This is a genomic window from Micrococcus sp. KRD128, from assembly GCF_017168395.1.
Taxonomy (GTDB): Bacteria; Actinomycetota; Actinomycetes; order Actinomycetales; family Micrococcaceae; genus Micrococcus; species Micrococcus luteus.
Map to the genome: position 1 here is coordinate 70,162 of NZ_JABFAX010000016.1, position 19,880 is coordinate 90,041.

Genomic DNA, 19,880 nt, shown 5'->3' on the forward strand with positions numbered 1-19,880 from the left:
GGATGTGCGCGGGCCAGTCTACGGGAGGCCCCGCGCGGGGCCGGGGTCAGCGGCGGCTCACTCCGCGATCTCCTGGTACGCCGCGAAGAGCAGGGACGCGTCCGGGATGTCCACGGTGGTGGGCTGCGCGAGCCCGTCCAGCAGGACGAAGCGCAGCTGGTCGCCGCGGTTCTTCTTGTCCCGGCGGATGCCCTCGAGCAGGGTCTGCCACCGGTCCCCGCGGTAGGAGACGGGCAGGCCCAGGGCGGTCAGCACCGACCAGTGCCGGTCCGCGGTGGCGTCGTCGAGCCGGCCGAGTGACCGGGCCAGCTCGGCCGCGAAGACCAGGCCCACGGACACCGCGGCGCCGTGGCGCCACTGGTAGCGCTCGGCGAGCTCGATCGCGTGCCCCATCGTGTGGCCGTAGTTCAGCGCCTCGCGGGCGCCCGACTCGCGGGGGTCGCGGGAGACGATGTCCGCCTTCACCCGGATCGAGCGCTCGATCAGCTCGCGCAGCCGCGCGGAGTGCGGGTTCTGGGCCTGGGCCGGGTCCTCCTCGATGAGGTCGAGGATCACGGGGTCGGCGATGAAGCCGCACTTCACGACCTCGGCCAGGCCCGAGATCAGCTCGTTGGCCGGCAGGGTGAGCAGCGTGTCCAGGTCGGCCAGCACGCCGACCGGATTGTGGAACGCCCCCACCAGGTTCTTGCCCTCGGCGGTGTTGATGCCGGTCTTGCCGCCCACCGCCGCGTCCACCATGCCCAGCAGGGTGGTGGGCATGTGCACGACGCGGATGCCGCGCAGCCACGTGGCCGCCACGAAGCCGGCCAGGTCGGACACGGCGCCGCCGCCCACGGAGACGATCGCGTCCGACCGGGTGAAGTCGTTCTGGCCGAGGACCTGCCAGCAGAACCCGGCCACCTGCAGGTGCTTGCCCTCCTCGGCGTCCGGGATCTCGGCGGTCAGGGCGGTCAGGCCCACGGCCTCGAGGTCGTTCTTGACGACGTCGCCGGTCGCCCGGAGGGCGCGCGGGTGGATGACCAGCACGCGTCGGACGGTCGGGCCGAGCATGTCCGGCAGGCGCGCGAGCAGGCCCCGGCCCACCACCACGTCGTAGCCGCCGTGCACGGCCGCCTCGTGGCCGCCGGCCACGGGGATGACCGTGACGTCCTCGGGTGCGGCCGGAGCGGCCGCGGGCGCCGCCCCCGGGGTCTCCTGCTCGGTGCTGTCCGGCTGACTGTCGGTCATGGGTGTGACTCACTCCTTCGGGGGCGGTGGGCGTCCCCCACGATACGCCAGGCCGCCTCGGCGGCCGTCAGGCCTGTGGTGTCGAGCACGAGGTCGGCGACCTCGCGGTACAGCCCCTCCCGTTCGGCGAGGATGCGCCGCCAGGTCCCCACGGGGTCGCCGGCCAGGACGGGGCGGCCCGCGCCGCCGCCCACGCGGCGCAGCGCCTCGGCCTCCCCGACCGCGAGGTAGACGACGTCGGAATCCGACTCGGCCAGCGCCCGTCGGGTGCCCGGATGCAGGACGGCGCCGCCGCCGCACGAGAGGACGCACGGGGCGGGACGGCCGAGCACGTGGCCGATGACGCGGGCCTCCTCCGCCCGGAACGCGGCCTCGCCGTGCTCGGCGAAGAACTCGGGGATCGGGCCGTGGACCTGGGTGAACAGCTCGTCGGAGTCCACGAAGGGCAGCCCGGTCACGGCGGCCAGGGCCCGGCCGACCGTCGTCTTCCCGGCACCCATCGGGCCGACGAGGACGACCCGGCGGGCCGGGCGCGCATCCGGGTCCTCGTCGGCCGCGGCGGCCACCGTGACCGCGGCCGTCAGGCGCGCCTCGAGGGCGCCGGTCATGCCCTCCCACGGGCACACGGTGACGGGCCCGGGGACGGGACGCGTGCTCGGGTCCGGTCCCGGGGCCGGCGCGGTCCCGGGGGTGTCGGTCACGGCAGGGGGTCGCCCATCGGGCCGTCCGTCACGACGTCGGCGCCCGGCTCCGGCAGGGCGGGGACCGCGGCCTGGAACGCCTCGAGGTTGCGGCGCGTCTCGGCCACGGAGTCGCCGCCGAACTTCTCGAGCATCGCGTCGGCCAGGACGAGGGCGACCATGGCCTCGGCGACGATGCCCGCGGCGGGCACGGCCGCCACGTCGGAGCGCTGATGGTGGGCCGTGGCCTCCGCGCCCGTGGCGACGTCGACCGTGGGCAGCGCGCGCGGCACCGTGGCGATCGGCTTCATCGCGGCGCTCACGCGCAGCAGCTCGCCCGTCGACATGCCCGCCTCGATGCCGCCGGCCCGGTCGCTCGTGCGCCGGGGGCGACCGTCCGCGCCGCGGGCGATCCCGTCGTGGGCGGCGGAGCCGCGTCGCGCGGCCGTGGCGAACCCGTCGCCGACCTGCACGCCCTTGATCGCCTGGATGCCCATCAGCGCCCCGGCCAGCCGAGCGTCGAGGCGGCGGTCCCAGTGCACGTGGGAGCCCAGGCCGATCGGCACGCCGTACGCCAGCACCTCCACGACGCCGCCGAGGGTCTCCCCGGCGCGGTGGGCGTCGTCGACCTCGGCGACCATCGCCGCCGAGGTCTGCGGGTCGATGCAGCGGACCGGGTCGGCGTCGAGGCGGGCCTCGTCCTCGGGGACGGGGAACGGGTGGCCCGCCGGCAGGGCCGCCTCCCCGAAGGCCACGGTGTGGGAGACGATCCGCACGCCGAGCTCACCGAGGAAGGCGCGGGCGACGGTGCCCATGGCCACGCGTGCGGCGGTCTCGCGGGCGGAGGCGCGCTCGAGGAGGGGGCGGGCCTCGTCGAAGCCGTACTTCTGCATGCCGGTCAGGTCGGCGTGGCCGGGCCGCGGGCGGGTGAGCGCCGCGTTGCGGGCCAGACCGTCGAGCTCCTCCGCGGGGACGGGATCGGCGGCCATCACCCTCTCCCACTTGGGCCATTCCGTGTTGCCCACCTGGATCGCCACGGGCGAGCCGAGGGTGCGGCCATGGCGGACACCGCCGAGGATCGTCACCGCGTCCTGCTCGAACTTCATGCGCGCGCCGCGGCCGTACCCCAGGCGGCGGCGCGCGAGCGCGTCCTGCACGTCCTGCGTCGTGACCGGGATCCCGGCCGGCAGTCCCTCAACGATTCCTGTGAGCGCGGGGCCGTGAGACTCCCCCGCTGTCAACCAGCGCACCATGGCGTGCAGTCTCTCACGCACGGGGCACCGCGCCGCCACGTGTGACCGGACGGGACGCGCCGGATCCGCCGTCCGGCGCTCAGCCGGCGGCCGGCCCCAGGGCGTCCGCCGCGGCGCGCGTCACCGCCGCCCAGTCCGGCTCGGGCATCCCGGCCGCGACGCGGGGCCGGGCCGTGAACAGCCGGACCTGCTCGACGCCCTGATGCAGCAGCATGGACAGCCCCGACGCCACCGGACCGCCCTTCCGGGACCAGGCCGCCGCCAGCACGGAGGGCCACGGGTCGTAGGCCGCGTCCAGCAGGGGCGGCAGGGCGGCCTCGGCCGGCACGTGTGCGGCCAGGGCGTCCGCGGCGCGCGGCGGCAGGGTGGCGACGACGGCACGCAGCCCCGGCGCCCGCCGGAGCAGATCCGCCTGGGTCAGGGTCGCCCAGCGCAGCCCGAGCGCGTCGGCCAGGGCCGTCACCTCGGCGGCGCGGGCGGCGGCGCGGACGCCGAAGAACACCGAGTCCGCGCCGAGCGTGGCGGCGGCGAGGACGGCCGCCGTCGCGGTCCCCCCGTTCCCGAGGACGCCGACGGTCCCGCCCCGGGCGGCACGGTCGAGGCCGGCCGCGGCGAGGGCGCCGAGGATGCCGTCCACGTCCGTGTTCTCGGCGTGGACGACCCCGGGGGCGGCGGGGTGGTCGCGCACGAGGGTGTTCGCGGTGCCCAGGAGCCGGACGCGGTCGCTGACGTGCCCGGCGGCGGCGACGGCCGCCCGCTTCAGCGGCATGGTGACGGAGCAGCCGAGCCAGTCCTGCCCGCGGGCCGCGGCCGCGCCGCCGTCGGCCGCGCCCGGGGCGCCGAGGTGCTCGGCCGCGAAGGCGAGCACCTCGCCCTCGCCCAGGTCCCGGCGGCCGTAGTCGACGTCGAGGCCCAGGACCCGGTAGGCGGCCGCGTGCAGCACCGGGGAGAGCGAGTGGGCGATCGGCCGGCCCAGGACCGCCGCGTGCAGCACGGGGCGCATCAGCACACCCCCGGATTGGACGCGCAGTAGCGCTGCAGGGTGCGCACGTGCTGCTGGTGCTCCTCATAGGTGCGGGAGAACTCGGTGTGGCCGGTGCCGATGTCCGTGGTCACCCAGTAGTAGGCGTCCGTCTCGGCCGGGTCGAGGGCGGCCTCGACGGCCGCGTCGGAGGGCATGCCGATCGGACCCGGCGGCAGGCCCGGGTGCACGTACGTGTTGTAGGGGTTCGAGGCGTCCTGGCGCTGGCCCGAGGTGAAGCTGAGGCTGCGCACGCCGAGGCCGTACGTGACGGTCGCGTCGATCTGTAGGAGCCCGTGCGTCTCGGTGTTGTCCGGGGCGAGGCGGTTCTCGATGGCGCCGGCCACCTGCCGGTAGTCCTGGGGCAGGGCCTCCGCCTCGAGGATGGAGGCGATCGTGAGCACGCGCCGCTGCTCGGCCGGGTCGCGGACGTCGAGAGACTCGAGCTCGGCGAGGGTGGGCCGGATCAGGGCGTCGAGCACCTGTTCGGCGGTGGCGTCGACGGGGATGCGGTACTCCCCCGCGTCGAGCCAGCCCTCGAGCGTGCCCGCCTCCGCGGGGACGCCGTAGCGGGTCGGGTCCTGGGCGGCGGCCTCGAGCTCCTCGCGGGGCAGCCCCGTGGCCTCGGCGACCGCGTCCAGCACCTCGGTGAGTCGCCGGCCGCGCTCCACGAGCACGTAGTGGACGGCGCCGTCCGTGGCGCCCTGGAGCACCGCGAGGGCGTCGGCCGCGGGCATCCGCTCGCGCAGCACGAAGTCCCCCGAACGCACGAGACCGCTGTGCGTGTCCCGGGCCGCGCGCTCGAACGCACGGGCGGAGCCGACGATGCCGGCCCGGTCCAGGCGGGCCGCCACGGAGCCCAGGTCCTCGCCCGGCTCCACTGAGAACGTCACCTCGTCACCCTCGACGGCCGTGTGGTCGGAGCCGCTCAGGAAGCCGCGCACGATCAGCCCGACCACGACGGCGAACGCCACGAGGACGGTGCCCAGCACCAGCGCGGTCCGCCGCCGACCGGCGCCGCGGTCGACCCGCGGGGCCGGGTGGGACCCGGAGCCCCGGCGACGCAGGAGCCTGCGAGGCCGGCGTGGGCCGGCCGCGTCGACCGGCTGGGACGGGGCGCCGAGATCGGCCTCGTCCGCCTCGTCGTGGACGAAGCCGAACACGTCGAGGTCGTCGTGGACGTCGGCCTCGTCGCCGAGCAGATCGTCCCAGTGGTCCTCACCACGAGCGTGCTGGTGCTCGCCGGTCACCGGATCTGCTCCCGGTCCTGGCCGGCCCAGCGTCCGGTGCGGCGCTGCTCGTCCACGGCGGCCTGCAGGATCGCGACGGCGGCCGCCTGGTCGATCACGCCGCGGCTGTCCTTGACGGACCGGCCCGCGGCCCGCAGTCCGGCCTGCGCGGAGACCGTGCTGAGCCGCTCGTCGACGAGCCGGACCGGCACGGGGTGGCCCGTCTCGACCAGGGCGGCGGCGACGGCGTCCGCGTAGTCGAGGGCGTCCTGCGTGGACGGCGTGTGCTCGCCCCGCAGATTCACCGGCAGGCCGACGTACACGGCGACGACGTCGAGCTCGCGTGCGTGGGCGACGAGCTCGTCCACGTCGCGACGTCGACGCGCATCCCGCCGCAGGGTGGCCACGGGGGTGGCGATCAGGCCGTCGGGGTCGGCCGACGCGACGCCCACGCGGGCACGGCCGACGTCGACGCCGAGGGTGCGCCCCCGGCGCACGGCGTCGCTCGCCACGGCGGCCCCGTCCTGACCTGCGCTCACGTCCGCCTCAGGCCGCGCGCACCGCGGCGACGACGGCGTCGAGCGCATCCCCGACGCGCGTGACGTCCTGGCCGCCGCCCTGGGCGACGTCGTCCTTGCCTCCGCCCCCGCCGCCGAGCACGCCGGTGGCGATCTTGACCATGGCGCCCGCCTTGAGGCCGGCCGCGCGGGCGGCCTCGTTGGTCGCCACGATCACGAGGGGCCGGCCCTTGGCCTCGGCCGTGAGGGCCACGAGCACGGGGGTGCCCGCCGCGTTGCCGCCGGCCGACTCGATCCGGGCGCGCAGGTCCAGCGCGAGGGAACGCAGCTGGTCCCCGGCCACGTCGCCGGCGTGGTGCGCCAGCACCCGCACCGCCGTCCCGGCGGAGGTCGTGACGTCCTGGGCCTGCCCGGCGAGCTGGCCGGCCTGGGCCTGCAGCGCCTGGGCCCGCAGCTCCGCGACCTGCTTCTCGGCCGCCTTGAGCCGGTCCAGGGTGGCGCCGATGCGGTCCTTGAGCTCCTCGGCCGGGGCCTTGAACATCTCCGAGAGCTCGGAGACGAGGGTGCGCTCCGCGGCGAGGTGGCGGAACGAGTCCAGGCCGACGAGCGCCTCGACGCGGCGGTTGCCCGAGCCCACGGACTGCTCGCCGAGCAGGGTCAGCGAGCCGATCTGCGCGGTGCGGCCCACGTGGGTGCCGCCGCACAGCTCGCGGGACCAGGCGCCGTCGATCTCCACGACGCGCACCCGGTCGCCGTACTTCTCGCCGAACAGGCTCATCGCGCCGAGTGCGCGCGCCTCCTCGAGGCTCATCTCCTGGGTGAGCACGGTGTGGTCGTCGCGGATGGCGATGTTCACCACGTCCTCGACCTCGGAGCGGGCCCCGGCCGACAGCGACTCGGCCCAGCGGAAGTCGAAGCGCAGGTAGCCCTCCTTGTTGAAGGAGCCGGACTGGGTGGCCTCGGGGCCGAGGATCTGGTGCAGCGCGGCGTGCACCAGGTGGGTGCCGGAGTGGGCCTTCTCGCCGTCGAGGCGGCGCTGCAGGTCGATCGCGCCGAGGGCCTGCGCGCCGGCGGCGACCTCACCGTCGAGGACCTTGACCCTGTGCACGGACAGCCCCTTCACGGGGGCCTGCACGTCGAGCACCTCGAGGCGGAAGCCGTCGCCGGTGATCAGGCCGGTGTCCGCGGCCTGGCCGCCGGACTCCGCGTAGAACGGCGTGGCGTCCAGGACGAGCTCGAGCTCCGTGCCGGCGCCCGCGGACGGGACCTCCTCGCCGTTCTGCAGCAGGCCGCGCACCACGGACTCGGTGGTGTGCTCGGTGTAGCCGGTGAAATGGGTCTGGCCCTCGGCGCGCAGGCGCTGGTACACGGCCGTGTCCGTGTGGCCGGACTTCTTGGCCTTGGCGTCCGCGCGGGCGCGGTCGCGCTGCTCGGCCATGAGGGCACGGAACCCGGCCTCGTCCACGGCGACGCCGGCCTCCTCCGCGATCTCCAGCGTCAGCTCGATCGGGAAGCCGTAGGTGTCGTGCAGCTCGAACGCGTCCGGGCCCGCGATGCCGCCGCCCGCCGAGCGAGCCTGGCCGACCGCGGCGTCGAGGCGGGCCGTGCCCGCGGCGATGGTCCGCAGGAACGCCTTCTCCTCGGCGTAGGCGATCCGGGAGATGCGCTCGAACTCGTCCGCCACGACCGGGTAGGTGCCCTTCATCGCGTCCCGGGAGACCGGCAGCAGTTCGGGGAACACCGGCTCGGTGACGCCCATCAGGCGCAGGGCGCGGACGACGCGGCGGATGAGGCGGCGCAGCACGTAGCCGCGGCCCTCGTTGCCGGGACACACGCCGTCGCTGATCAGCATCAGGGCCGAGCGCACGTGGTCGGCCACCATGCGCAGGCGGACGTCGTCGTCGTAGTGCGGGTCGGCCGGGTCCTCGGTGGAGGTGTAGGCCCGGCCGGCCAGCTGCGCCGCGCGGTCGAGCACCGGGCGGACCTGGTCCGTCTCGTACATGTTCTCCACACCCTGGAGGATCATGGCGAGCCGCTCGAGGCCGAGACCGGTGTCGATGTTCTTGTGCTCGAGCTCGCCGGCGACGTCGAAGTCGTCCTTCGAGCGCACCGCGGAGAGGCGGTACTGCATGAACACGAGGTTCCAGATCTCGATGTAGCGGGTGTCGTCCGCGGCCGGGCCGCCGTCGACGCCGTACGCGGGGCCGCGGTCGTAGAAGATCTCCGAGCAGGGGCCGCCCGGGCCGGGCTGGCCGGTGTTCCAGTAGTTGTCGTCCTTGCCCATGCGCTGGATGCGCTCGGGACGGACGCCCACGTCCTCGCGCCAGATGCGCTCGGCCTCGTCGTCCTCGCGGTACACGGTGACCCAGAGGCGCTCGGGGTCCAGGCCGAAGCCACCGTCCTCGACCGAGGACGTCAGCAGCTCCCAGGCCATCGGGATGGCCGTCTCCTTGAAGTAGTCGCCGAAGGAGAAGTTGCCGCACATCTGGAAGAAGGTGCCGTGGCGGACGGTCTTGCCGACCTCCTCGATGTCCGCGGTGCGGATGCACTTCTGCACCGAGACGACGCGCGGGCTCGGCGGGGTCTGCTCCCCCAGGAAGTACGGGATGAACGGGACCATGCCGGCCACCGTGAACAGCAGCGACGGATCCGGCGAGACGAGCGACGCCGACGGCACCACGCGGTGCCCCCTGGACTCGAAGAAGGCGGTCCAGCGGCGGGCGATCTCCTGGGACTTCATGCGGGGGTGTCCTTCTGCGTGGTGGTGGTCTGGGGGCGGGCGGCGCCGTGCGACGGCGGCTCCACGGTCTCCCCGGCGATGATCGGCCCCGTGTGGGGCAGGTAGGGGGCGGCCCAGGGGGCCTGGGCGCGCACGCGGTCGGCCAGGCGCCGCGCACCGTCCTGCAGGGCGGCCGTGGCGGCGTCGGCGGCGGCCTCACCGGCCTGGCGGGCCAGACGCTCCGGGTCCAGGCGGGCGGAGAACCCCGCGCGCCCCCCAGCGGAGCCGGGATCCGACGTCGGCGCGTCGGTCCCGTCGGTGGCCGGGTGGGCACGGTCTCCGAGGGCGCGGTGTGCGAACCAGCCGGATGCGGCGCCGGCGCCGACGAGCAGCAGCGAGCGGAGCATGGCGGGGGCCTCCTTCGGACGGCAGGGATTCCGGCCCCACCTTACCGGGCGCGGCGCCGATCCCCGGCGCCGATCCCCGGCGGCGGGCCCGGGGGACGCCGCAGGCCCGGTCACCTCCGAGAGGTGACCGGGCCTGCGGGACGCGCGGGGCGCCGTCGTCCGGGAGGGACCCGGACGGGGCGGATCAGCGCGCGTAGTACTCGACCACGAGCTGCTCCTCGCAGGTCACGGGGACCTCGGAGCGCTTCGGGCGACGGGTGAGGGTGGCGCGCAGCTTGTCGATCTCCACGGTCAGGTAGCCCGGGGTGGCGGGCAGGACCTGCTGGTGGGCGCCGGCGGCGGCCAGCTGGAAGGGGACCATCTTCTCCGAGCGCTCGTGCACGTGGATCATCTGGCCCTCCTTCACGCGGAACGAGGGGATGTCCACGCGCTTGCCGTCCACCAGGATGTGGCGGTGCACGACGAGCTGGCGGGCCTGCTGGATGGTGCGGGCGAAGCCGGCGCGCAGCACGAGGGCGTCGAGGCGCTGCTCGAGGAGCTCGACCAGGTTCTCACCGGTCAGGCCGGCGGTGCGCTTGGCCTCCTCGAAGTAGCGGCGCATCTGGGCCTCGCGGATGTTGTACTGGGCGCGCAGACGCTGCTTCTCCTTGAGGCGCACCGCGTAGTCCGAGTCCTGCTTGCGGCGGGCGCGGCCGTGCTGGCCGGGGCCGTACGGACGACGCTCCATGTACTTCTCGGCCTTGGGGGTCAGCGCGATGCCCAGGGCGCGGGAGTGCCGCACGGTGCGGCGGGTGCGAAGGTTGCCACTCATGGTGGACCTGCCTTTCCTTGACGTGCGGCACGGTTCGGGTTTGTCTCGAGGTCTCGTCCGGGCGCCGGGGCGCACGGGTCAAGGGGACTCGAACCTGGCCTCCCCGCGATCCTGAGGAGAGCTGAGGGGCGTGCCGCCGCCCGTCATCCACTGATGCGCTGCGCGTCCCTCGCCCGGGCACGCGGGTGTCCCGTGAACCGTTCGAGGGGGATGCGTCCGGGGCGCAGCGCCTGCCAGACAGCGGACCACTCTACCAGAGCCGGGTCGGCGCCCACACTCTGGCGGGCGGGAGGGCGCCCGCCGTCATTCACCGCGGATGATCCGGCGCAGCGCGGCCACCTGCTCGGCGAGCCGCTTCTCGTGGCCGATGGCCTTGGGCCGGTAGTAGTCCTTCCCCACCAGCGGGTCCGGGGCGTACTGCTGGCGCGCCACGGCGTGCGGCTCGTCATGGCTGTAGACGTAGCCCTGGCCGTGGCCGAGGGCCGCCGCGCCGGGGTAGTGCGCGTCCCGCAGGTGCGCGGGCACCGCGCCCGTGTGGCCGGCCCGCACGTCCGCGATCGCCTCGTTCACGGCGGTGTAGCTCGCATTGGACTTCGGCGCGGTGGCCAGATGCGTCACGGCCTGCGCCAGGATGATGCGTCCCTCCGGCATGCCGATCAGCTGCACGGCCTGGGCGGCGGCCACGGCCGTCTGCAGCGCGGTCGGGTCGGCCATGCCCACGTCCTCGGACGCGGAGATGATCAGCCGCCGGGCGATGAACCGGGGGTCCTCCCCCGCCTCCAGCATCCGGGCGAGGTAGTGCATCGACGCGTCCACGTCCGAGCCGCGGATGGACTTGATGAAGGCGCTGATCACGTCGTAGTGCTGGTCGCCGTCCTTGTCGTAGCGCTGGACGTGGTGGTCCATCGCCTGCGCGGCGTCCTCCTCCGTGACCGCGACGGCGCCCTCCCCCGCCCGGCCGGCCTCGCGCGCCTTGTCCAGGGCGACGCCGGCCGCGGCCTCCAGCACCGTGAGCGCCCGCCGCGCGTCACCGCCGGCCATCCGCACCAGGTAGTCCCGCGCGTCGTCCTCGAGCACCACGGCCCCGTTGAGCCCGCGCTCCTGGGTCACGGCACGGTCCAGCAGCCCGACGATGTCGTCGTCCGTGAGCGGACGCAGCGTGAGCAGCAGCGACCGGGAGAGCAGGGGTGCGATCACCGAGAAGGACGGGTTCTCCGTGGTCGCCGCCACGAGCACGACCCAGCGGTTCTCGACGCCCGGCAGCAGCGCGTCCTGCTGCGCCTTGGAGAAGCGGTGGATCTCGTCGAGGAACAGGACGGTGGTGCGGCCGTAGAGGTCGCGTTCGCGCTGGGCCTGCTCCATCACCTGCCGCACGTCCTTCACGCCGGCCGTGATGGCGGACAGTTCCGTGAACGTGCGCCCGGGGGCGCGGGCGATCACGTGGGCGAGCGTCGTCTTCCCGATGCCCGGCGGCCCGTACAGGATAACCGAGCTCGGTCCCGCGGCGGAGTCCGGATCGGGCTCGGCGAGCTTGCGCAGCGGGGAGCCCGGCCGCATCAGGTGCCGCTGGCCCAGCACGTCATCCAGCGTGCGCGGGCGCATGCGCACGGCCAGCGGTGCGCCGGGGTGCGGGGCGGCCACGGTGCCGGCCGGGCCGTCGTCGTCGGCCCCGGTGTGCGCGGCGCTGAAGAGGTCGTCCATCGGGTCCAGGGTAGTCCTCGGCCCGCGGGGGCGTGGGTGGCATCCTGGCCGCATGAGCCCCGCCGCCCCGCGCACCGACCACACCCACGTCCTGCTGCTTCGCGGGATCAACGTGGGCCGGAGCAACCGTGTCGGCAGGGACACGCTGATCCGCTGGGCCCAGGAAGCCGGCGGGGAGGCGGTCACCACCCACTTGGCCAGCGGCAACGTCCTGTTCCGGGCGTCCTCCGACGCGGCCGCGGAGGGCGTGCGGCAGGGGTTCGCGCGACGGGCGCGTGAGGAGGGCGGCCTCGACGTCCCCGTGGTCCTCGTGGACGTGGGCACGCTCCGCCGCGCCCTGGAGCTGCACGACGCGCTCCCCTGGGCCGGCGGCGAGCCGAAGCGCACCCAGCTCACCGTGCTCGAGGACGACCCCGCACCCGAGGCGGCCGCCGCCCTGGCAGCGCTCGACCACGGGGACGACCGACCCGCGGGGCCGGATCGCACGGCGCTGGAGGGACGGCTGCTGTGGACGCGCTGCGCCACGGGGGTCGCCGACTCCCCGCTCACCCCGGCCCGCCTCGACCGGGCGCTCGGGGTGCGCGGCACGGCCCGGAACCTCACGACGGTGCGGGTGCTCGCGGGGCTGCCGGCCGGGGCCTGACCGCGGCGGACAGCACGCGGGGCGTCCGGCGACGTCGACACCCGCGGGACACCGCGCGCTGGCCGGGACGTCACGGTCCGTTCACATCGGTGCGATGGGGTGACCCCGTCCTCCGCCTCCCTGCCCTGACTGGAGCATCCATGCGTCGCTTCGCACGCCTCGCCACGGCCGTCACGGCCGCGGCCCTGTCCACGGCCTTCCTGGCCCCGGCCTCCCTCAGCGCGCCCGCCCCGCACTCGGCCGCGGCCCAGCGCGCCGCCGTCGCCGACGCCTCGTCCGGCAAGGGCGTCGAGCTCACCCGCGCCGGCACCCATGAGACCGGCGTGTTCGGCGAGTCCGCCGCCGAGATCCCGGCCTTCGACGCGGTCTCCGGCCGCCTGTTCGTGGTGAACGCGCAGCGCGGCGCCGTCGACATCATGCGCCTGGGCGCCGACGCCGCCCCCGTGGCCCAGCGGACCCTCTCCACCGAGGGCTTGCGCACCGCGGACGGATCCGTCACGGACGAGGGCGTCACGGTGAACTCCGTGGCCGTCTCCGGCGGGGTGATGGCCGTCGCCGTCGAGGCCGCCGAGAAGACCGACCACGGCTGGGTCGTGTTCTTCGACACCACCACCCTGCGCTACCTCGGCGGCGTGCGGGTGGGCGCCCTGCCGGACTCGTTGGCCTTCTCCCCGAACGGTGCCCACGTGGTGGTCGCCAACGAGGGCGAGCCGGCCGATGACTTCTCGGTGGACCCGGAGGGCACGATCTCCGTGGTCTCCGTGCCGAAGAACGCCCAGCAGTTCTCCCGCCTGACCCAGGACGCGGTGCGCACCGTGGACTTCCGCGCCTACGACGCCGGCACCGCCCTGCCCGCCGGCGTGCGCGTCTCCGGCCCCGATGTGGCCGTGCCCGCCGGTCACGAACCGGCCGGCCGGGTGGCTCGCAACCTCGAGCCGGAGTACGTCAGCATCGACCCGACTGGACGCACCGCCTACGTGTCCGTGCAGGAGGCCAACGCCGTCGCCGTCGTGGACCTGAAGTCCGCGACCCTGACGGACCTCTGGGCGCTCACGCCCACCGACTGGTCCACCGAGGGCGTGCTGGACGTCTCGGACAAGGACGGCGGCATCGAGCTGCACCACTGGCCGGTCTACGGCCTGCCCATGCCCGACGGCATCGACACCTACCGCTGGCACGGCCAGGACCTGATCGTCACCGCCAACGAGGGTGACGGGCGGGAGTGGGGCGACTACAGCGACTCCGAACGCGTCAGCGACCTGGACCTGTGCGCCGCCGAGTTCCCGGACGCCCAGGCCCTGCAGAAGAAGGGCGCCCTGGGCCGTCTGAAGGTGCTCACCGACCTCGGCGACGCCTCCGTGCGCGGCTGCCACTCCTCCCTGACCACGCTGGGCGGCCGATCCTTCTCCATCTACACCGCGGACGGCACCCGCCTGTTCGACTCCGCCGGCATGATCGAGGAGCAGATCGCCCGGATGGTCGGCGCCGGTGCGCTGCCGCAGTGGGCGTTCAACGCGGACAACGACGCGACCCCGTCCGGGGACTCCCGTTCGGACGACAAGGGCCCCGAGCCCGAGTCCGTGGTGGTGGGCACGATCCAGGGCCGCACCTACGCGTTCGTGGGCCTGGAGCGCGTGGGGGGTGTCATGGTCTTTGACATCAGTGACCCGCGGAACGCCACCTACGTGGACTACGTCAACGACCGTGACGGGGATGCCGCGGGCGACGACGCCACAGTCGGCCTGGGTGACATGGGCGCCGAGGGCCTGGCCTTCGTGCCGGCCCACGAGTCCCCCTCCGGCTCGGCCCTGCTGATCGTGGCCAACGAGGTCTCCGGTTCGACCACCGTGTACGAGGTGGAGCCCACGAAGTGGAAGTGAGGCGTCGGGCGGCGAGAACGCTGAGCTGAGGTCCCGGGCCGACCGGGCAGCCGAGGGGTCGGAATGAGCGCCGGCACGGTCCTCATTCCGACCGCTCGCCTCCCCGGTCCGTGTCAGAGGCCCCGCCCTGGACGAGGGCGGTCATGTGAGGATGGCTGCATGCGTGCCGTCTGCCAGAGAGCCCAGTCCGCGTCCGTGACCGTCGACGGAGAGGTCGTCGGCTCCTTCGCGGGTGAAGGACTGGTGATCCTGCTCGGAGTGTCGGTCACGGACACGGCGGCTGTAGCAGAGCAGGTGGCCCGCAAGGTGGCCGGGCTCCGCATGCTCGACGGCGAGCGGTCCCTCACCGACGCCGGCGCCCCGGCGCTCGTGGTCAGCCAGTTCACCCTCTACGGGGACGTCCGCAAGGGACGTCGCCCGTCGTGGACCCGCTCCGCCAAGGGCGAGCAGGCGCAGCCGCTGTACGAGCGGTTCATGGCCGAGCTGGAGTCCTCGGGCGTGCGCGTGGAGCGCGGGGTGTTCGGCGCGATGATGGACGTCTCCCTCACCAACTCCGGGCCGTTCACGCTGATCGTGGACTCGGACGAGCTGGCCGGCCCGCGGCACGGCTGAGGCCGGGCCGCAGCACGACCTCTGCCACCGATCTGTTGCGGAAACGACCCTTCCGGCGCCTTGGGTGAGGCCCGGAAGGGTCGTCTGCGCAGATGATCCCCCGTGCCCGCTCCGACGGCGGGCCCGCCGCGGGCCCGGATCAGGCCTCCGGCTCGGCCTCGGCCTTCGTCGGCTCCGGCTGCGCGTCGACGCCGGCTTCCTTGCGCTGCTGGGCGGTGATGGGCGCCGGGGCGGCCGTCAGCGGGTCGAAGCCGCCGCCGGTCTTCGGGAACGCGATGACCTCGCGGATCGAGTCGGTGCCGGCCAGCAGGGCGACCACGCGGTCCCAGCCGAACGCGATGCCGCCGTGCGGCGGGGCGCCGTACTTGAAGCCCTCGAGCAGGAAGCCGAACTTCTCGTTCGCCTCCTCCGAGGACAGGCCCATGACCTCGAACACACGCTCCTGCACGTCCTGACGGTGGATGCGGATGGAGCCGCCGCCGATCTCGTTGCCGTTGCACACGATGTCGTACGCGTAGGCCAGGGCTGAGCCCGGGTCGGTGTCGAAGGTGTCCGCGAACTCCGGCTTGGGCGAGGTGAACGCGTGGTGCACGGCGGTCCAGGCGCCCGCGCCCACGGCGACGTCGCCCGAGGCCACGGCGTCGGCCGCCGGCTCGAACATCGGCGCGTCCACGACCCACACGAACGCCCAGTCGGCGTCCTTCGCGGCCACGCCGTCACCGGCGTCGGTGAACAGCCCGCAGCGACGGCCGATCTCCACGCGGGCCGCACCCAGCAGCGCGCGGGACTCCTTCGGCTTGCCGGCGGCGAAGAACACGCAGTCGCCCGGGTTCGCACCCACGGCGGCGGCCAGGCCGGCCTTCTCCTCCTCGGAGATGTTCTTGGACACCGGGCCGGTCAGCTCGCCGTCCTCCTGGATGAGCACGTAGGCCAGGCCCTTGGCGCCGCGCTGCTTGGCCCACTCCTGCCACGCGTCGAGGGTGCGGCGGGCCTGGGAGGCGCCGCCCGGCATCACGACGGCGCCCACGTACTCGTTCTGGAACACGCGGAACGGGGTGTCCTTGAAGTACTCGGTCAGGTCCGTCAGCTCGAGGCCGAAGCGCAGGTCCGGCTTGTCCGAGCCGTACTTCTCCATCGCCTCGGCGTAGGTCATGCGGCGGATCGGTGTCGGCACGTCCACGCCCACGAGGGCCCACAGGGCCTTGACGATCTTCTCGCCGAGGGCGATCACGTCGTCCTGCTCCACGAAGGAGGCCTCGATGTCCAGCTGGGTGAACTCGGGCTGACGGTCGGCACGGAAGTCCTCGTCGCGGTAGCAGCGGGCGATCTGGTAGTACTTCTCGATCCCGCCCACCTGCAGCAGCTGCTTGAACAGCTGCGGCGACTGCGGCAGGGCGTACCAGGAGCCGGGAGCCAGGCGGGCCGGGACGAGGAAGTCGCGGGCGCCCTCCGGCGTCGAGCGCGTGAGGGTCGGGGTCTCGACCTCCACGAAGCCCTCGCCGTGCAGCAGCTCGCGTGCCGTCCGGTTGACCTCGGAGCGCAGGCGCATGATGCGCGAGGGCTGCGGGCGGCGCAGGTCCAGGTAGCGGTGGCGCAGCCGGGCCTCCTCGCCGACCTCCACGTGCTCGTCCACCTGGAACGGCAGGGCGGCGGCGGTGTTGAGCACCGTCACGGTCTCCGCGATCAGCTCGATCTCACCGGAGGGCAGGTTCGGGTTCTCATTGCCCTCGGGGCGGCGCTCGACCGTGCCGGTGACCTGCAGGACCCACTCGTTGCGCAGCGGGTCGAAGTCCGCCTCGTCCCGCACCACGACCTGGGCGAAGCCCGAGGCGTCGCGCAGGTCCACGAAGGCCACGCCGCCGTGGTCGCGCCGCCGCGCCACCCAGCCGGTGACGGTGACGGTCTGGCCGATGAGCGAGGCGTTGAGCTCGCCGAGGGAGTGGGTGCGCAGCACGAGGATCCTCTCCGTCCGTTCGCCGGACGATGTGCGGGGTTCATGTGATGGTCGACGCCGTGTGATACGCCTGCGGGGCGGGCGCGCGCCGTTCCCGTCAGTCTAGTGCCCCGCCCGCATTGCCCCAGCCCAGGAGGACCCCGTCATGACCGCCGCCCTGCAGCGCCGCCTGACCCTGCTCCACGCCGTCGCGATCGGCCTCGGCTCGATGATCGGCGCGGGCGTGTTCACCGCGATCGGCCTGGCGGCCGCGCTCACCGGCGGCCACCCGGGCCTGCTGTACGCGGCCCTGGCGGTCGCGGCCGTCGCGGCCCTGTGCAACGCCCTGTCCACGGCGCAGCTGGCCACCGTCCACCCCGAGTCCGGCGGCGCCTACGTCTACGGCCGGCGGCAGCTGCACCCGTGGGCCGGCTTCGTCGCCGGCTGGGGCTTCGTCACGGGCAAGACCGCGTCGGTGGCCGCGATGGCGGCCACCCTCGGCCTGTACCTCTTCCCCGACGACGCCGCCGCGGCCCGGTGGACGGGCGTGGCCGCCGTCGTCGTGCTCACCGGCGTGGCGATGGCGGGCGTGACGCGGACCGCGCAGGCGACGACGGCGATCCTCATGCCCGTGCTCGCCGTGCTCGTCCTGGCCATCGGCGCGGGCCTGGCGCGCGAGGCCCCCGGGGGCTCGGCCGCGGCACTCGGCGACGGCTCCCCCGTGCAGGGCGTGCTCATGGGCGCGGGCGTCCTGTTCTTCGCGTTCGCCGGCTACGCGCGCGTGGCCACCATGGGCGAGGAGGTCATCGACCCCGCACGCACGATCCCGCGCGCCATCCTGATCGCCCTCGCCGTGACCGTGGCGCTGTACCTGCTGCTCGCCACGGCGCTGATCTCGGGCCTCGGGACCTCCGGGCTGGCCCGGTCCCCGGCGCCCGTGCGCGACCTGCTCGAGACCGCCCTGGGCTCCGGCTGGGGCTGGGTGGCCGTGGCCGGCGCCGCCCTCGCCGCGGCCGGGGCCATGCTCAACCTGCTGACGGGCATCTCCCGCACCGCCCTGGCCATGGCCCGCGAGTCCGACCTGCCCCGCCCCCTGGCACGGGTCCATGCGGGGACCGGCACGCCGTGGACGGCTCAGCTGACGGTGGCCGTGGCCGTGATCCTGCTCCTGCTCACCACGGACATCCTCACCGTGGTGGGCTTCAGCTCGTTCGGCGTGCTCGTCTACTACGCGGTGGCGAACCTGTCCGCCCTGACCCTGCGCGGGGACGACGGCCGCCGCCCGGCCCGGCCGCGCCCGCTGCGCGTCCCGCGCGCCGTCAACGTGCTCGGCCTGGCCCTGTGCCTGCTGCTCGCCTTCAGCCTGCCGCCGATGTCCGTGGCCGCGATGGCGGGCGTGTTCCTGATCGGGGTGGGCGGGCGCGCGTTCGTGCGGGCTGGGCGCCGCCGCCGGTGACCCGACGCGCGGACGGGTGTCGGCGTCGCGCGCCGGGGCCGACGCACCGGCCCGCCCGCTCAGTCCTGCGCGCGGGCGACCTGCGGCAGCAGGTCCTCGGCCGGCGGGGTCCAGTCGGCCGGGTCCGCGGCGTGCTGCTCGCCGGAGCGGATGTCCTTCACCTCGTGGACCCGCGCGCCGGCGTCGTTCCGGCCCATGAACCACACGAACGGGATGCCGCGGCGGTCCGCGTACTTGATCTGCTTGCCGAACTTCTCCGCGGACACCGCGACCTCCGCGGGGATGCCGCGCTCCCGCAGCAGGGCCGCGACGTCCTGGGCCTCGGACCAGTCCTCGTCCGCCGTCAGCGCCACGTACACCGCGGTCGGCACGGAGCGGGAGGCCACGGCCATCTGCTGGGACAGCATGCGCATCACCAGCCGCGTCACGCCGATGGACAGTCCGACACCGGGGAACACGCGGTTCCCCTTGGACGCGAGCGCATCGTAGCGGCCGCCCGAGCAGATCGAGCCGAGCTGCTCGTGGCCCACCAGGACGGTCTCGTAGACGGTGCCCGTGTAGTAGTCCAGGCCGCGCGCGATGGACAGGTCCGCCACGGCGCGCCCGGGGGCGCGGCGGTGCAGGGTGGCGACGACGTCGGCCAGCTCGGTCAGCCCCTCCTCGAGCAGCTCGTGGGTCACCCCCAGGGCGCGGACCCGCTCGACGAACGAGGCGTCCGGCGTACGGATGTCCGCCAGGGCCAGCGCCTGCGCAGCCTGTTCGGGGCTCGCGCCGACCTCCTCCTGGAGCAGCCGCGCGACCTCCTCCGGGCCGACCTTCTCCAGCTTGTCGATGCTGCGCAGCACGCCGGCGGTGTCCTCCAGGCCGATGCCCCGGTAGAAGCCCTCGGCGAGCTTGCGGTTGTTCACGCGGATGAGGAAGTCGCCGATCGGCAGGGCGCCGAGCGCCTCGGCCATCACCAGTGCGACGTCGGCGTCGTACCGGGGCGAGAGGGCGCCGTCGCCGACGACGTCGATGTCCGCCTGGGTGAACTCGCGGGCGCGGCCCTCCTGGGGGCGCTCCCCGCGCCAGACCTTCTGCATCTGGTAGCGACGGAAGGGGAAGGCGAGGTGGCCGGCGTTCTCCACGACGTAGCGGGCGAACGGCACGGTGAGGTCGAAGTGCAGGGCCAGGCGCTTGGGGTCGGCCGGGTCCCTGGGATCGCGCCGGCCCGCGGCGACCTCCTCGTCCTCGGCCAGGCGCGAGACCGCGTAGACCTCCTTGTCCACCTCGCCCTTGCGCAGCAGCTGGCCCAGGGTCTCCACGGCACGGGTCTCGATGCCGGCGAACCCGTGCAGCTCGAAGGTCCGTCGCAGCGTGTCGAGCACGTGCTGCTCCACGAGCCGCTCGGCGGGCAGCCACTCGTGGAAACCGGACAGGGAGGCCTTGCGGGACATGGCGATCCTTCGAGACGACGACGGCGGGGACGCACGACGGTCCCCCGCCGGCGCACCGGCCCAGTCTAGGCGCGGGCGCTGTCCGGCCCGGTACGCTGGCCCTGTTCGTGTCCATCCCGACCGGCCGCATCCCTCGACGACTGCGCGCCGGCGCAGTCAGGGAGAGTTCCAGCGGTGACCAATCACATGCAGCCCGACGACCAGCAGTCCCCCACCACCGAGGCCACCCCCGCGCCGGCCGAGGCCGCCGAGGCGCGGCCCGTCCCCGACGCGCCGGCGCACGGTGATTCCGCCCAGCCCGCCGAGGCGCCCGCCGCGCCCTCCCCGGCCGCCATGAAGAAGGCCAGCCCGGCC

16 protein-coding genes and 1 pseudogene are annotated in these 19,880 nt (G+C 74.5%); 5 read left to right on the forward strand and 12 right to left on the reverse strand.

Going from position 1 to position 19,880, the window contains the following annotated elements:
- Nucleotides 1-57: 57 nt before the first annotated feature.
- The 10 genes from aroB to J1M44_RS08575 form a co-directional block, all read right to left on the reverse strand.
- Entirely contained in the window at nucleotides 58-1,227 is a 1,170-nt protein-coding gene (aroB, locus tag J1M44_RS08530) for a 3-dehydroquinate synthase (RefSeq protein ID WP_002857032.1), read from the reverse strand.
- Nucleotides 1,224-1,928: a shikimate kinase gene (locus J1M44_RS08535; RefSeq protein ID WP_144823961.1), complete on the reverse strand. Its 705-nt coding sequence runs from the start codon at nucleotides 1,926-1,928 to the stop codon at nucleotides 1,224-1,226. Before J1M44_RS08535 ends, aroB begins: the two co-directional genes overlap by 4 nt.
- Entirely contained in the window at nucleotides 1,925-3,160 is a 1,236-nt protein-coding gene (aroC, locus tag J1M44_RS08540; RefSeq protein WP_144824169.1) for a chorismate synthase, read from the reverse strand. The genes J1M44_RS08535 and aroC overlap by 4 nt, the downstream gene beginning before the upstream one ends.
- A 79-nt stretch (nucleotides 3,161-3,239) precedes the next feature.
- Nucleotides 3,240-4,163 (reverse strand): shikimate dehydrogenase family protein, encoded by a 924-nt coding sequence (locus J1M44_RS08545; protein ID WP_206480881.1) that lies wholly within the window; start codon nucleotides 4,161-4,163, stop codon nucleotides 3,240-3,242.
- On the reverse strand, nucleotides 4,163-5,431 hold the full coding sequence (gene mltG / locus J1M44_RS08550; RefSeq protein WP_002857038.1) for an endolytic transglycosylase MltG: 1,269 nt from the start codon (nucleotides 5,429-5,431) through the stop codon (nucleotides 4,163-4,165). The genes J1M44_RS08545 and mltG overlap by 1 nt, the downstream gene beginning before the upstream one ends.
- A complete protein-coding gene (gene ruvX, locus J1M44_RS08555; RefSeq protein WP_144823960.1) occupies nucleotides 5,428-5,997 on the reverse strand; it encodes a Holliday junction resolvase RuvX in 570 nt (189 codons plus the stop codon). The genes mltG and ruvX overlap by 4 nt, the downstream gene beginning before the upstream one ends.
- Entirely contained in the window at nucleotides 5,957-8,668 is a 2,712-nt protein-coding gene (gene alaS / locus J1M44_RS08560; protein WP_144823958.1) for an alanine--tRNA ligase, read from the reverse strand. Before alaS ends, ruvX begins: the two co-directional genes overlap by 41 nt.
- The gene (locus tag J1M44_RS08565) at nucleotides 8,665-9,054 is read right to left on the reverse strand and encodes a hypothetical protein (protein WP_002857041.1); all 390 of its coding nucleotides are present in this window, start codon (nucleotides 9,052-9,054) and stop codon (nucleotides 8,665-8,667) included. Before J1M44_RS08565 ends, alaS begins: the two co-directional genes overlap by 4 nt.
- A 184-nt stretch (nucleotides 9,055-9,238) precedes the next feature.
- The gene (rpsD, locus tag J1M44_RS08570; RefSeq protein WP_002857042.1) at nucleotides 9,239-9,865 is read right to left on the reverse strand and encodes a 30S ribosomal protein S4; all 627 of its coding nucleotides are present in this window, start codon (nucleotides 9,863-9,865) and stop codon (nucleotides 9,239-9,241) included.
- Nucleotides 9,866-10,168: 303 nt separating this feature from the next.
- Nucleotides 10,169-11,566, reverse strand: a complete 1,398-nt coding sequence (locus J1M44_RS08575; RefSeq protein ID WP_144823957.1) for a replication-associated recombination protein A — start codon at nucleotides 11,564-11,566, stop codon at nucleotides 10,169-10,171.
- A 52-nt stretch (nucleotides 11,567-11,618) separates the two neighbouring features.
- On the opposite strand from J1M44_RS08575, the gene J1M44_RS08580 reads away from it, so the two are divergent.
- The 3 genes from J1M44_RS08580 (at nucleotide 11,619) to dtd (ending at nucleotide 14,701) form a co-directional block, all read left to right on the forward strand.
- Entirely contained in the window at nucleotides 11,619-12,209 is a 591-nt protein-coding gene (locus tag J1M44_RS08580) for a DUF1697 domain-containing protein (RefSeq protein WP_206480847.1), read from the forward strand.
- Nucleotides 12,210-12,349: 140 nt separating this feature from the next.
- Nucleotides 12,350-14,089, forward strand: a complete 1,740-nt coding sequence (locus J1M44_RS08585) for a choice-of-anchor I family protein (RefSeq protein WP_144823955.1) — start codon at nucleotides 12,350-12,352, stop codon at nucleotides 14,087-14,089.
- A gap of 159 nt (nucleotides 14,090-14,248) precedes the next feature.
- Nucleotides 14,249-14,701: a D-aminoacyl-tRNA deacylase gene (gene dtd / locus J1M44_RS08590; RefSeq protein WP_002857049.1), complete on the forward strand. Its 453-nt coding sequence runs from the start codon at nucleotides 14,249-14,251 to the stop codon at nucleotides 14,699-14,701.
- A gap of 139 nt (nucleotides 14,702-14,840) precedes the next feature.
- Here dtd and aspS read toward each other — a convergent pair whose 3' ends face one another.
- On the reverse strand, nucleotides 14,841-16,655 hold the full coding sequence (gene aspS, locus J1M44_RS08595; RefSeq protein ID WP_144823954.1) for an aspartate--tRNA ligase: 1,815 nt from the start codon (nucleotides 16,653-16,655) through the stop codon (nucleotides 14,841-14,843).
- A gap of 145 nt (nucleotides 16,656-16,800) precedes the next feature.
- On the opposite strand from aspS, the gene J1M44_RS08600 reads away from it, so the two are divergent.
- A complete protein-coding gene (locus J1M44_RS08600; RefSeq protein WP_098471746.1) occupies nucleotides 16,801-18,090 on the forward strand; it encodes an APC family permease in 1,290 nt (429 codons plus the stop codon).
- Between the two features lie 59 nt (nucleotides 18,091-18,149).
- Here the strand turns inward: J1M44_RS08600 and hisS are convergent, their stop codons facing one another.
- Nucleotides 18,150-19,526 carry a histidine--tRNA ligase gene (gene hisS / locus J1M44_RS08605; protein ID WP_060775688.1) on the reverse strand — a complete coding sequence of 459 codons (1,377 nt, stop codon included), beginning with the start codon at nucleotides 19,524-19,526 and terminating at the stop codon, nucleotides 18,150-18,152.
- A gap of 78 nt (nucleotides 19,527-19,604) precedes the next feature.
- Here hisS and J1M44_RS11770 point away from each other — a divergent pair.
- Nucleotides 19,605-19,880 (forward strand): annotated as a pseudogene (locus J1M44_RS11770) (hypothetical protein); the annotation flags it as partial.